Source organism: Lentzea sp. NPDC054927 (assembly GCF_053610285.1).
Window position 1 is genome coordinate 108140 of record NZ_JBSGXZ010000010.1, and the last position, 13099, is coordinate 121238.

Below are 13099 nucleotides of genomic sequence, written 5' to 3' on the forward strand. Positions count from 1 at the left end.
ATGAGGTGCGAACCGGCCATGGCCGTCGTAACCATGAGGCAGCTGCTTGACAGCGGCGTGCACTTCGGGCATCAGACCCGGCGCTGGAACCCGAAGATGAAGCGTTACATCTTCACCGAGCGCAACGGCATCTACATCATCGACCTGCAGCAGACGCTGACCTACATTGACAGGGCTTTCGAGTTCGTCAAGGAGACGGTCGCGCACGGCGGGTCGATCCTGTTCATCGGCACGAAGAAGCAGGCGCAGGAGGCCATCGCCAACGAGGCCCTCCGCGTCGGCATGCCGTACGTGAACCAGCGCTGGCTGGGCGGCATGCTCACCAACTTCTCCACGGTCCACAAGAGGCTTCAGCGCCTCAAGGAGCTGGAGTCGATGGAGCAGACCGGCGGTTTCCAGGGTTTCACCAAGAAGGAAATCCTGATGATGAACCGCGAGAAGGACAAGCTGGAGCGCACGCTCGGCGGTATCCGCGACATGTCCAAGGTGCCCAGCGCCGTGTGGATCGTGGACACCAAGAAGGAGCACATCGCGGTCGGTGAGGCTCGCAAGCTGAACATCCCGATCGTCGCGATCCTCGACACCAACTGCGACCCGGACGAGGTCGACTACCCGATTCCGGGTAACGACGACGCGATCCGCTCCGCGGCTCTGCTGACCAAGGTCGTGGCCGAGGCCGCAGCCGCCGGTCTCATGCAGCGCTCCGGCTCCCGTCGCGACGCCGCCGACGGCCAGGACAAGCCCGAGGTCGCGACCGACGAGCCGCTGGCGGAGTGGGAGCAGGAGCTCCTCACCACCAACGCGGCCGTCGCGACCGAGGCCCCGGCCGAGGCAGCCCCGGCCGAGCAGCCCGTCCAGTCCTGATTTCCCCCACGAGGTGCCCGCGATCAGCGGGCACCTCGTGACCTAAGCGCGTACATCGCAGAAGGAAAACGATGGCGAACTACACCACCGCGGACGTCAAGAAGCTCCGCGAGCTGACCGCCGCCGGCATGATGGACTGCAAGAAGGCGCTGGACGAGGCCGACGGCGACTTCGACAAGGCCGTCGAGATCCTGCGCATCAAGGGCGCCAAGGACGTCGGCAAGCGCGCCGAGCGCACCACGTCCAACGGCCTCGTCGCCGTCAAGGACGGCGCGATGATCGAGCTGCGTTGCGAGACCGACTTCGTGGCCAAGAACGCCGACTTCATCGCCCTCGCGGACGACATCGTCGCGCTCGCCAAGACCAACAAGGTCGCCGACGTCGAGGCCCTCAAGGCCGTCGAGGTCGACGGCAAGACCGTGGACGCGCTGGTTCAGGAGTTCTCCGCCAAGATCGGCGAGAAGCTCGAGCTGGCCAAGGCCGTCGACTTCGACGGCACCGTCTCGGTCTACCTGCACAAGCGTGCCGCCGACCTGCCGCCCGCCGTCGGCGTGCTGGTCGAGTACACCGGTGACAACGCCGAGGTCGCCAAGGGTGCCGCGATGCAGATCGCCGCGATGCGCCCGAAGTACGTCACCCGTGACGAGGTTCCCGAGGAGCTCGTCGCCAACGAGCGTCGCATCGCCGAGGAGACCGCTCGCGAGGAGGGCAAGCCCGAGGGCGCGCTCCCCAAGATCGTCGAGGGTCGCGTCAACGGCTTCTTCAAGGACGTCGTGCTCACCGAGCAGGCTTCCGTGACGGACAGCAAGAAGACGGTCAAGGCTCTTCTGGACGAGGCCGGCGTGACGGTTACCCGTTTCGCTCGGTTCGAGGTCGGCCAGAGCTGATTGCGGTGAGGGCGGGGTTGCGGCACAACAGCGACCCCGCCCTCAGCATGTCCGAACTACTTCACTCCCAAAGGCGCGAGGAGAGGACCTGTGAGCGAAGAAGGTAGCCACGGCTACAACCGGGTGATGCTCAAGCTCGGTGGCGAGATGTTCGGCGGCGGTGGCGTCGGCGTTGATCCCGACGTCGTCCAGACAGTCGCCAAGCAGATCGCGGCCGTCCACAAGTCCGGCGTGCAGGTGGCCGTCGTGATCGGTGGTGGCAACTTCTTCCGCGGGTCCGAGCTCCAGCAGCGCGGGATGGATCGCTCGCGCGCCGACTACATGGGCATGCTCGGCACGGTCATGAACTGCCTGGCGCTGCAGGACTTCCTCGAGCGCGAGCACGGCATCGACACCCGCGTGCAGACCTCCATCCAGATGACGCAGGTCGCCGAGTCGTACATCCCTCGCCGCGCGATGCGTCACCTCGAGAAGGAACGCGTCGTGATCTTCGGTGGCGGCGCCGGCCTGCCGTACTTCTCCACGGACACCACCGCCGCCCAGCGCGCTCTGGAGATCGGCTGCGAGATCGTCCTGATGGCCAAGGCCGTCGACGGCGTCTACACGGCCGACCCCAAGATCGACCCGGACGCGCTGATGTTCGACAACATCACCCACCGCGAGGTGCTGGAGCGCGGCCTCAACGTCGCCGATGCCACGGCCTTCAGCCTCTGCATGGACAACAACATGCCGATCCTCGTCTTCAACCTCCTCACCGAGGGGAACATCGCGCGCGCGGTGCGTGGTGAGAAGATCGGCACTCTGGTCAGCACCCCCGGTGGCCGTCCGGCCTTCTAGACCTGGTGGGATCAAGACCAGACCGGGATTCGGGCACGTACACGCAGAGCAAGGAGCAGTCGTGATCGACGAGACCCTCCTCGACGCCGAGGAGAAGATGGAAAAGGCGGTTTCGGTCGCGAAGGAGAACCTCTCCTCCGTCCGAACCGGTCGTGCGACTCCCTCGATGTTCAACCGCATTCACGTCGACTACTACGGCTCGATGACGCCGCTGAACCAGATGGCCAGCATCACGGTCCCTGAGGCGCGCATGGCAGTCGTGAAGCCGTACGACGCGGGCCAGCTGAACGCGATCGAGAAGGCGATCCGGGACTCCGACCTGGGCGTCAACCCGAGCAACGACGGCAGCATCATCCGCATCGTCATCCCGCAGCTCTCCGAGGAGCGCCGCCGGGACATGGTGAAGGTCGCGAAGCAGAAGGGCGAGGACGCACGCGTCTCCGTCCGCGGTGTCCGCCGCAAGGCGAAGGAAGAGATCGACCGTCTCGTCAAGGACGGCGAGGTCGGCGAGGACGACGGCGCGCGTGGTGAGAAGGAGCTCGAGGCTCTGACCCACCGCTACGTCGCACAGGTCGACGAGCTCGTGAAGCACAAGGAAGCCGAGCTTCTCGAAGTCTGATGTTCCTGATGGTTTTCGCCCGGCCGAGTCGCGCCGCAGGCGTGAATGCCCTGGCCGGGCGGAGGTCGTGATGGGAGCACAGATGGCAGGCAGTCCAGCGGACGTGCCCGCGTCGAAGCCTTCGCGGGCGGGACGTGACCTGCGGTCCGCGATCCTGGTCGGCGTCGGGCTCGGCGCTGTGATCATCGTGTCGCTGCTGACCGTCCGGCAGACCTTCATCGCCATCGTCGCGGCAGCCGCGGCGGTGGCGACGTGGGAGCTCGCGACCGAGCTGAAGAAGAAGGGCTACAACGTCGCCCTGTGGCCGGTGCTGATCGGCGGCCAGGCGATCATCTGGCTCTCCTGGCCCTGGGAACGCACAGGCATCACGACGGCGTTCGTGATCACCATCCTGGTGTGCATGGCCTGGCGGTTCCGCGGCGGCTCCGACGGCTACCTGCGCGACCTCAGCGCGTCCGTCTTCACGGTCGCGTACGTGCCGCTGATGGCGGCGTTCGCGGCCATGCTCGTCGTTCCCGAGAAGGACGGCGCGGGCCGCGCGTTCGCGTTCCTCATCGGTGTCGTGCTGTCCGACGTCGGCGGCTACGCGGCCGGTGTCTTCCTCGGCAAGCATCCGATGGCCCCGACGATCAGCCCGAAGAAGTCCTGGGAGGGCTTCGCCGGCTCACTGGTCGCGGGCATGGCCGGCGGCGCGATCACGGTCACGACGCTGCTCGACGGCCAGTGGTGGCACGGCGTGCTGTTCGGTGCCGCGCTCGTCGTCACGGCCACCGCGGGCGACCTGGTCGAGTCGCTGATCAAGCGCGACCTCGGCATCAAGGACATGGGCACGCTGCTGCCCGGCCACGGCGGCATCATGGACCGGATGGACTCGCTCCTCCCGTCCGCCGTCGCGTCCTGGCTGCTGCTGAACCTCTTCGTGCAGTAGCAGCGGCCGCGTCAGTCGTCGTACGGGTCGTCCACCTCGGTGCGCGGCTCGGCCTCGATCACGCGCGACTGGTCGATCACCGAGAACGCCGCGCCCGCGTGGTCCTCGACGACGGTGATGCGTCCGAACGGGGTGTCGTAGGGCTCGACGGTCACCCGGCCGCCGAGCTCCAGCACCCGATACGCCACCGAGTCGGTGCCGATCTCGGGAGCCGCGTTGAAGTACACCATCCAGTGGGAGCGCTCTCCGTACGGGAACTCGCGGCCCATCTTCTGCCGGCCGATCACCTCGGTGCCCTCGACGGACCACGACGCGTAGTCCAGCCGGTGGCCGTCGCCGATCTGCGTGATGTCGTAGTGGCACAGCTCGCCGAAGAACTCGTCGGCCGCCGCGCCGTCCCTGGTGTTCAGCTCGGCCCACGCGTAGGCGCCGTGCCCGCCCGTGCCGAACCGCCAGTCCGGTGGCACGTGCCGAAATCCGACGACGGCACCGGTGGGGTCGGCGATCACGGTGCTCTGCGTGTGGTCGGCGGCGTCCTCCGGGTTGCGCAGCACGGATCCGCCGAGGTGGAACGCCTTCTCCGCGGTGGCTCGCGCATGCGGCGTGACCAGGTACAACCGCCACGAGTCCGGCTCGCCCTGCGGCAGCCCGGCGACGGGGATGCCGTCCACCATCGCCACGGTGTAGCCGTCGTCGTCGGCGTAGTGCCAGCCGAACAGGCCGGTGTAGAACTCGATGGCGCCCTTGAGGTCGTCCACGGTGCGCTCGGCCCAGCACGGACTTCCGGAGAGCAACGGTGCGAGCTGGGGCGTGTTCGGCGCGATCGACACTGCCACCTCCTGCAGGGAAGAGATGCGATCACGCTACGCCGCAGATGGACGAATTCGAACGGTCACCGGCAAATCGAAGCCCTACAGTGTCTTCGTGAGGGGATTCGTGCGGGCGGCGCTGAACGCGGTGCGCCCGGCAGACGTCGTGCCGAGCCCGAACATCTGGCATTGGCCTGACGTCTACGAGGTCGAGAATCGCGCGCAGGACGTGCATGGTGCGATTTGGACGGCGATAAGTAACGAATGTCCGTTTGACGGCCTGGACGTCGTCGACGTCGGCTGCGGCGACGGCTTCCACCTGCCGATCTTCGCCCGGTCCGCGAAGTCCGTGACAGGTGTCGAACCGCACCCGCCGCTCGTCGTGCGCGCCAAGCACCGGGTGGCTCATCTTCAGAACGCCCGCGTCGTTTCCGGTCCCGCGCAAGGGCTGCCGCTCGACGACGCCTCCGCGGATCTGGTGCACGCTCGCACCGCCTACTTCTTCGGGCCGGGCTGCGAACCGGGGCTGCGCGAGGCGGACCGGGTGCTGCGGCCTGGAGGTGCGCTCGCGATCGTCGACCTGGACGGCGCGGCCGATCCGTACGGGCCGTGGCTGCGTGCCGACGAACCGCGCTACGACCCCGCCGCGGTCGAGAAGTTCTTCGCGGACAACGGTTTCTCGCTCACCCGTGTCACCGCGGAGTGGCGGTTCGAAAAACGGGAAGACCTGGAGTCCGTGCTGCGCATAGAGTTCTCGGCCGAGGTCGCCGCACGCGCGATCGCGTCGGTGGACGGACTGAGCTTCCCGGTCGGTTACCGGTTGCACGTGCGCCGCAAGCCGAAGGGACTGATCGTGTGATCCGTGAGATGCAACGTCTCACCCAGCGGCTCTGGTCGCAGAGCGCGAACTGGCACGTCGGAGACCTTGCGTGGCAATGGTTCGAGCACGTCGGCCGCGAGTCGGAGTGGCAGTTCGAGCTGTGGGAGCGCGACGGCGAGACGGCCGCATGGGCCTGGGAGCAGCGCGGCACCGATCTGTTCCTCCAGGTCGACCCCGCGCACCCCGATCTCGCCGACGAGGTCCTGAAGCGGTTCCCCGACCGCGAGGTGATGATCCTCGACGCCGAAACCCACCTGGTGGCGGCCCTGGAACGCCACGGATACTCGCGGAACGACGGCGAGTACCAGGTCTTCATGACGCACGACCTGCGCGATCTGCCCGAGCCGTCGCTGCCGGAAGGCTTCACCGTCCGGTCCATCACCGAGGCGGATCTGGCCCGGCGCGTCGAGATCCACCAACGGGTCTGGCACCCGTCGCGTGTGACTGAGGAGAGCTACCGCAACGTGATGGCGGCCTGGCCGTACCGCGCGGATCTCGACTGGGTGGTGGAAGCACCGGACGGCCGATTCGCGGCCTATTGCCTGATGTGGCTGGACGACCAGAACCGCGTCGGCGAACTCGAACCCGTTGGCACGCATCCTGATTTCCGTCGAAAGGGCCTGGGCGCCGCGGCCTGTTTCGGCGCGATGCGGGCGTTGCGCGACTTGGGGGCGGATCAAGCGATCGTGTACCCGTTCCACGAAAATCCCGCGGAGAGGTTCTACGAGCGGCTGGGGTTCCGGCCCTACGCCCGCACGCTGAATTTCACCCGCTAGACCGTTCGGGCGCTGTTGCCCGAGGTCATCTCATATGTACATTCCCTCAGCTTCGTCGCCGCGACGTACTGGGGGTACGCGATGAGACGCCGGTTCCTGCTCGCGCTGTTGCTGTTGCTGGGTGTGTTCGTGGTGCCGCCAAGTCACGCGGCGCCGGCTTCAACCGACCTAAACAACTTGTTCAACACCTACGGCGACCAAGGCGGGCATTGGACCGGCGCCGACAGCACGGTGTCCGTGCAGCTGCCCGACGGACGTGTCGCGTGGCTGTTCTCCGACACGTTCCTCGGCACCGTCAACGCGGACCACTCACGCCCCAAGAACGCGCCGTTCATCCACAACTCGATCGTCGTGCAGCAGGGCAACCAGCTCGTGCAGACCTTGCACGGCGGCACGACGGCGAGCCCCACTTCGCTGGTCAACGCCACCAACCCCGACGAGTTCTACTGGATCGGCGCGGCCAAGGTGCAGGACGGCGTGCTGAAGGCGATCTACGGCCGCTACAGCAAGGCAGGCGAGGGACCGCTCGGTTTCACCAGGGTCGGCACCGCGCTCGTCACGTTCTCGCTGCCCACGCTCGCCGTCGCCAGCGTCACCGACCTCACCCTCGACCAGAAGGTCGGCTGGGGCTCGGCGATCGTCTCGGACGGCGGCTACGACTACGTCTACGGCACCGAGGACGTCGACGGCTACAAGTTCGCCCACGTCGCCAGGACGACGAACCTCGGCGGCGCGTGGCAGTTCTGGAACGGCACCACCTGGGTCGCGCAGGAGAGCCAGTCCGCGCGCCTGCTCTCCGGCGCCGGCACCTCGTTCTCCGTGGTGCGCAACGGAAACCAGTTCGTGCTCGCCACCCACGACGGCAACACGCCCTTCGGCCCGTGGCTCGCCGCGTACACCGCGCCCAGCCCGGCCGGACCGTTCTCCGGGCCCACGTACCTGTACAAGGCGCCGGAGCCGGAGAGCAGCACCAACTGGCAGTTCCCCTACGACGCCCAGCTGCATCAGGAACAGGCGAGCCCAGGCACGCTTCTGTTGTCCTACAACAACAACAGCCTCAACAACGAGGACAACTACAGCGACGCGCGGATCTACCGACCGCGGTTCGTCGACGTGCCGTGGCCGCCCGCCACGCCGGACCCGTCGACCGTGCCCGCGGCGCCGGCCGGGGTCGCGGCGACCACCGACACAGAGGGCGGCGGCAAGGTCACCTGGACCGCCCAGAACGGCCTGAGCTACTGGGTCTACCAGCGCGACGTCACGGCAGGGCAGACGCACTTCGCGCGCTCTCCCAAGCAGGACACGGCCGGAGAACACGGCCTCGGCGGCCTGCGCGACGGGCACACCTACGAGTTCAAAGTGTCCGCGACCAACTCGAACGGTGAAGGCGCCTTCTCCTCGACCGTCAGCGTCACCGCGCACGTCACGCCCCCGCCCGCGCCGGGCAACCTGCGTGCCACACCAGGCACGAACGCGGACGTGGCACTGCAGTGGAACGCCGTGACGGGCAACGCGCAGTACCAGATCTACAAGCGCGACGTCACCGCGAACGAAGCCGACTTCACCGAGGTGTGGTTCCCGAGCCCGAGCAACACCAGCTTCACCGTGACCGACCTCGTGCCCGGCCACACCTACGAGTTCAAGGTCCTGGCCCGCAACGGCGGCGGTCAGAGCGGCCCGTCCAACGTCGTTCAGGCCGTCGTGCAGGTCGCGCCACCGCCCGCGCCGACCGGCCTGACCGCTGCCGCGCAAAACGATGGCAGCGTGAAGCTGCAGTGGGCGTCCGCGGGCGAAGGCCTCTGGTACTGGGTCTACCAGCGCGATGTGACGGCGGGGGAGACCGACTTCAAGCGGCTCACCTACCCCGTCGCGGACGGCACCACCGCGCAGCCGGGTCTGCTGCAGAGCGGGCACGTCTACGAGTTCGCGGTCACCTCGATCAACCGGTTCAACGTCGAGTCGGCACGGTCGGGCGTCGTGTCCGCGACGGCTCGATGGGACAAACCCGCGGCGCCCACCGGACTGACCGCGGCCGCTCAGGGAGACGGCAGCGTGAAGCTGCAGTGGAACTCCGCGGGCGAGAACCTCTGGTACTGGGTGTACCAGCGGGACGTGACCGCAGGTGAGAGCTTCATCCAGCTGCAGTACCCGATCACCGACGGCACGAGCTTCCAGCCTGGTCTGCTGCTGAAGGACCACGTCTACGAGTTCAAGGTCAGCGCCATCAACGCGGGCGGTGAAGGTCCCGCGAGCACGGTCGTGCAGGCGACGGCCCGGTACGACGCACCCGGCGCTCCGGCCGGGCTGACCGCGACGCCAGGCGATGGCACGGTCGCGCTGAACTGGACCGCGGTGCCGAGCGCCTGGTACTGGGTCTACCAGCGTGATGTGACGGCGGGCGAGGAGAACTTCACCAAGCTGGAGTACCCGATCACGTCCGGTGCGTCGTTCACCGCGGGCTTGCTCACCAACGGGCACACCTACGAGTTCAAGATCTCCGCGATCACCAACGGCGGTGAGGGCGCGGCAAGTGCGGTGGTGTCCGCGAAGCCGATGCCACCGTTGCCCGCCAAGGTCGCCGGGCTCACCGCGACGCCGAAGCCGTCCGGTGAGATCGAACTCGGCTGGACCGCGCTGCCGAACGTCTACTACTGGATCTACCAGCGGGATGTCACCGCAGGTCAGGGCTTCACCAAGCTGCCTTACCCCGCCGGTGAGGCGAAGTTCACGGCCGGTGGGCTGACGCACGGGCACGTTTACGAGTTCAAGATCGCGGCGACGAACCTCGCCGGTGACGGGCCCGCTTCCGACGTCCGGTCGGCCACCGCGACCTACGCGCTTCCGGCTGCTCCCGGCAACCTGCGCGGTGGCGCTGCCGGTGACGGCAGCATCGACCTGCAGTGGGACTCGGCCGGGCCGAGCCTCTACTACTGGGTCTACCGGCGGGACGTGACGGCGGGCGAGACGGCGTTCACCCGTGCCACCTACCCGACCGACCAGACGACGATGAGCTGGGAAGGGCTGCGCGACAGCCACGTCTACGAGTTCCAGGTGCGCGCGGAGAACGCGGGTGGGCTCGGGGCCGTCTCCAACACCGTCAGCATCACGTCACGCGGCGGCCTGCCTGCTCCGCCGACGAACCTGACGGCGTCACCCGGCAACGGCAGGGTGGTGCTGAACTGGACCGCGTCGCCCACCGGGAGCGTCTACTACTGGGTCTACTACCGCGACACCTCGATCGGTGAGGGCTTCCGCAAGCTCGACGTGCCGTTCGGATCGCCGACCGCGACGCTGGAGCCGTTGACCAACGGCCACACCTACGAGTTCAAGGTGTCCGCGACGAACTCCGCCGGTGACAGCAAGACAACGCCGGTTGTGAGCGCACGGCCGTTGCCGCCACGTCCCGCTGCCGCTTCGTTGACCGCGATCGCCGGCAACGGTGAGGTGGGCCTCGGCTGGAACGCGGTCGAGCACGCCACGTACTTCTGGGTCGAATACCGCGACACGACCGCGGGACAGGCTGGCTGGCAACGACTTCCGTTGCCCGTGCAGGCCTGGACCCTCACCGTGAAGCCGCTCGCGAACGGCCACCGCTACGAGTTCCGGGTGATCTCCGGCAACGTCGCGGGGGAGAGCGGCGCGTCGAACGTGGTGGCCGCGACACCGGTACCGCCACCACCTGCCGCGCCGTCGAACCTGCGTGCGGTCGCGGGTGACAAGAGGGTGACGCTGACCTGGAACGCGAGTCCCAGCGGCCCGGTGTACTACTGGGTTTACTTCCGGCCGCAGGGCCACAGCCAGTGGTACTACTTCCAGTATCCGGCGAGCGGTACGTCGTTCACCGCCACGGGCCTGCTCAACGGGTTCAACTACGAGTTCCGCGTGACGGCGGCGAACCTCGGCGGCCAGAGCCCACCGTCCAACGTGGTCAGTGCGAAACCGTTCCAGCCCTTGCCTTCCGCCCCGAGTGGGCTGTCGGCGAGCGCTGGGGACGGGCGGGCCCAGCTCAGCTGGAACCCCAGCAGCGGAGCCGACTACTACTGGGTCTACTTCCAGCCGCAGGGCCAGTCGAGCTGGTTCTACTTCCCGAACCCGGTGCACGGCACGTCGTTCAACGCCACCGGCCTGCTCAACGGTTACAACTACTCGTTCTACGTGCGTGCGGCGAACGAGGCAGGCCAAGGCAATGCGTCGAACACCGTGACGGTGAAACCCATGCCACCGCTGCCCGTCGCGCCCGGCTGGATCTACGCCTCACCAGAGCGCAACACCGCGAAGGTGAACATCTCGTGGGGTTCGAGCCCGACAGCGGGTGTCCTCTACTCGCTCGAGTACCGCAATGTGTCCGACGGCGGCGAGCACGGTCCGTGGTACCCGTTGTCCAGCTCCTACCGCACAAGCGACTATCTGCACCAACGGCCGGTCGGTGTGATCTGGGAGTTCCGCGTAGCCATGTCCAACATGAGCGGCACGGTGTACTCGTCAAACGCGCAGGCGGTGTCGAACGTGTGGATGCCGGACTTCCAGTACAACTGGCAGAACATCGGCAACGGCTCGAACCTGGCCGCGTACCTGGTGGTTCAGAAGATGGGGCTGGAATGCGCGACGAGCAATCGCCAGCGGGTGTGCTTCGGGTTCAGCCCAGCGGTCACCGGCCAGCCGATCACGATCGGCGACTACTTCTTCTTCCCAGGCACCAAGGAGAGGCTGAACCAGCTGACCGAGTGCGAGGCGAGGGAGAAGCTGAAGCTGTCGAGGCCGCCGCACGCTCCCCACGTGGCGCAGCAGTATTCCCAGCAGCTGCTCAGGCACGAGGCCGTGCACACGTGGCAGGTGACGTTCTTCCCGCAGTACTCGCAGTTCGTGGCCGCCTACGCGGCCGCGTCCTACGCCTCGTGGAAGGCCACCGGCGACCCCGCGCTGCTGAACAAGTTCGAAACGGATGCGAACCTCTACTGGGGCAGCTACGCCGGGCCCTATCCAGGCACGCGGGCCTGCTACTAGCGCACTAGGCTCGGTTCGTGGAGAAGCGAATCGCAGGCAGGTTGAACCGCCAGGTCGGCGTCGTGGGGCTGGGTTGCTGGCAACTCGGCGCCGACTGGGGCGACGTGGACGAGAGCGAGGCGCTCGCGCTGCTGCACGCCGCCGCCGACACGGGTGTCGACTTCTTCGACACCGCCGACGTGTACGGCGACGGTCGCAGCGAGACGCTCGTCGGGCGGTTCCTCAAGGAGCGTCAGGGCGACGTGTTCGTCGCCACGAAGATGGGGCGGCGGCTGCCGGCGCAGACCACGGAGGGGTACAACCGGGAGAACTTCCTCGCGTGGAACGACCGGAGCCGCCGCAATCTGGGTGTCGACACGCTCGACCTCGTGCAGCTGCACTGCCCGCCCACGGCGACGTACAGCCGCGACGAGGTGTTCGACACCTTGGACGAAATGGTTGAGCAGCAACGGATCGCTGCCTATGGCGTGTCGGTGGAGAAGGTCGAGGAAGCGCTGGCGGCGATCAGGCGTCCGCACGTGGCCAGCGTGCAGATCATCCTGAACGCGTTCCGGCTCAAGCCCCTCGAGCAGGTGCTGCCGGCCGCGGCCGAGGCGGGTGTCGCGATCATCGCGCGGGTGCCGCTCGCGTCCGGGTTGCTGTCCGGGAAGTACACGGCGGCAACGACTTTCGGCGCGGACGATCACCGCAACTACAACCGCAACGGCGAGGCGTTCGACGTCGGCGAGACCTTCTCCGGGGTCCCGTACGAGGTCGGCCTGGAGGCCGTCGAGCGGTTGCGGCCGCTGGTGCCGGAAGGTGCCACGATGGCGCAGTTCGCGTTGCGCTGGGTCGTCGACCAGCCCGGCGTCACGGTCGTGATCCCCGGTGCGCGCAACGTTTCGCAGGCTGCCGCGAACTCACGGGCGGCCGCTCTGGCACCCGTCGACTCGGCGGCTGTCGCTGCTGTCTACGACGAGCTGATCCGGCCGCACGTGCACGACCGGTGGTAGGTCACTCCTCGGCGAGGATGGCGTACAGCTTGCGCCGCAACTCGTTGTAGAGCTCGACCGCGCGGGCCTTCTGCTCGGGCGTGCCCGCGTGGGAGATCTGCTCCATCGCGCTGCCCATCAGCCGGACCGCACTGCGCAGCTCGCCGTCGACCGGGTCGAGCTGGATGTCGATGTCGCGCCAGGGCGGGGCCGTGTGCTCCGTCCTGCCGTGCTCGGTGACGGTGAACAGCTTCTTGCCTCCTTCTTCGACCGCGGAGATGAGGCCTTCGTCGGCCAGCATCTGCAGCGTCGGGTAGACCGAGCCGGGGCTCGGGCTCCACACGCCGCCGGTGCGCTTGGCGATCTCCTGAATGATCTCGTAGCCGTGCATCGGCCGTTCTGCCAGCAAGGACAGAACCGCCGCCCGGACGTTGCCGCGCCTCTGGCGGCCGCCCCTGCCACCGCCCCCGAAGGGACCGTGGCGATGCCTGTGGTGGTGCTCTCTGTGGTGTGGTCTCATCATC

At 67.6% G+C, this 13099-nt stretch carries 11 protein-coding genes; 9 read left to right on the plus strand and 2 right to left on the minus strand.

Features of this window, described 5'->3' with window-relative positions; all coding sequences use genetic code 11:
• Positions 1-18: 18 nt before the first annotated feature.
• From rpsB to ACWGE0_RS17900, 5 genes are all read left to right on the plus strand, one after another.
• A complete protein-coding gene (rpsB, locus tag ACWGE0_RS17880; RefSeq protein ID WP_452261977.1) occupies positions 19-864 on the plus strand; it encodes a 30S ribosomal protein S2 in 846 nt (281 codons plus the stop codon).
• A 71-nt stretch (positions 865-935) separates the two neighbouring features.
• Complete coding sequence (gene tsf / locus ACWGE0_RS17885; RefSeq protein WP_452261978.1) at positions 936-1751, plus strand: translation elongation factor Ts; 816 nt, start codon at positions 936-938, stop codon at positions 1749-1751.
• A gap of 126 nt (positions 1752-1877) precedes the next feature.
• Complete coding sequence (gene pyrH / locus ACWGE0_RS17890) at positions 1878-2588, plus strand: UMP kinase (protein ID WP_396426237.1); 711 nt, start codon at positions 1878-1880, stop codon at positions 2586-2588.
• 61 nt (positions 2589-2649) lie between these two features.
• Positions 2650-3207: a ribosome recycling factor gene (gene frr / locus ACWGE0_RS17895; RefSeq protein WP_452261979.1), complete on the plus strand. Its 558-nt coding sequence runs from the start codon at positions 2650-2652 to the stop codon at positions 3205-3207.
• A gap of 82 nt (positions 3208-3289) precedes the next feature.
• Entirely contained in the window at positions 3290-4135 is an 846-nt protein-coding gene (locus ACWGE0_RS17900) for a phosphatidate cytidylyltransferase (protein ID WP_452261980.1), read from the plus strand.
• An 11-nt stretch (positions 4136-4146) separates the two neighbouring features.
• Here ACWGE0_RS17900 and ACWGE0_RS17905 read toward each other — a convergent pair whose 3' ends face one another.
• The gene (locus ACWGE0_RS17905; RefSeq protein WP_452261981.1) at positions 4147-4971 is read right to left on the minus strand and encodes a VOC family protein; all 825 of its coding nucleotides are present in this window, start codon (positions 4969-4971) and stop codon (positions 4147-4149) included.
• Between the two features lie 88 nt (positions 4972-5059).
• On the opposite strand from ACWGE0_RS17905, the gene ACWGE0_RS17910 reads away from it, so the two are divergent.
• The 4 genes from ACWGE0_RS17910 to ACWGE0_RS17925 all read left to right on the plus strand — a co-directional run bounded on the left by ACWGE0_RS17910 (position 5060) and on the right by ACWGE0_RS17925 (position 12596).
• Positions 5060-5803: a class I SAM-dependent methyltransferase gene (locus tag ACWGE0_RS17910; RefSeq protein ID WP_452261982.1), complete on the plus strand. Its 744-nt coding sequence runs from the start codon at positions 5060-5062 to the stop codon at positions 5801-5803.
• 8 nt (positions 5804-5811) lie between these two features.
• Positions 5812-6600, plus strand: a complete 789-nt coding sequence (locus tag ACWGE0_RS17915; protein WP_452261983.1) for a GNAT family N-acetyltransferase — start codon at positions 5812-5814, stop codon at positions 6598-6600.
• Positions 6601-6681: 81 nt separating this feature from the next.
• Positions 6682-11604, plus strand: coding sequence for a fibronectin type III domain-containing protein (locus ACWGE0_RS17920; protein ID WP_452261984.1), 4923 nt, complete (start codon positions 6682-6684; stop codon positions 11602-11604).
• A 17-nt stretch (positions 11605-11621) separates the two neighbouring features.
• Positions 11622-12596, plus strand: coding sequence for an aldo/keto reductase (locus ACWGE0_RS17925; protein WP_452261985.1), 975 nt, complete (start codon positions 11622-11624; stop codon positions 12594-12596).
• 1 nt (position 12597) lies between these two features.
• Here ACWGE0_RS17925 and ACWGE0_RS17930 read toward each other — a convergent pair whose 3' ends face one another.
• Positions 12598-12984 (minus strand): PadR family transcriptional regulator, encoded by a 387-nt coding sequence (locus ACWGE0_RS17930; protein ID WP_319970140.1) that lies wholly within the window; start codon positions 12982-12984, stop codon positions 12598-12600.
• Positions 12985-13099: the final 115 nt, after the last annotated feature.

Coding starts and splice junctions, on each gene's coding strand:
- ACWGE0_RS17915 (WP_452261983.1), top strand. CDS start 5,812: ATGCAACGTCTCACCCAGCGGCTCTGGTCGCAGAGCGCGAACTGGCAC.
- ACWGE0_RS17920 (WP_452261984.1), top strand. CDS start 6,682: ATGAGACGCCGGTTCCTGCTCGCGCTGTTGCTGTTGCTGGGTGTGTTC.
- tsf (WP_452261978.1), top strand. CDS start 936: ATGGCGAACTACACCACCGCGGACGTCAAGAAGCTCCGCGAGCTGACC.
- ACWGE0_RS17900 (WP_452261980.1), top strand. CDS start 3,290: ATGGCAGGCAGTCCAGCGGACGTGCCCGCGTCGAAGCCTTCGCGGGCG.
- rpsB (WP_452261977.1), top strand. CDS start 19: ATGGCCGTCGTAACCATGAGGCAGCTGCTTGACAGCGGCGTGCACTTC.
- pyrH (WP_396426237.1), top strand. CDS start 1,878: ATGCTCAAGCTCGGTGGCGAGATGTTCGGCGGCGGTGGCGTCGGCGTT.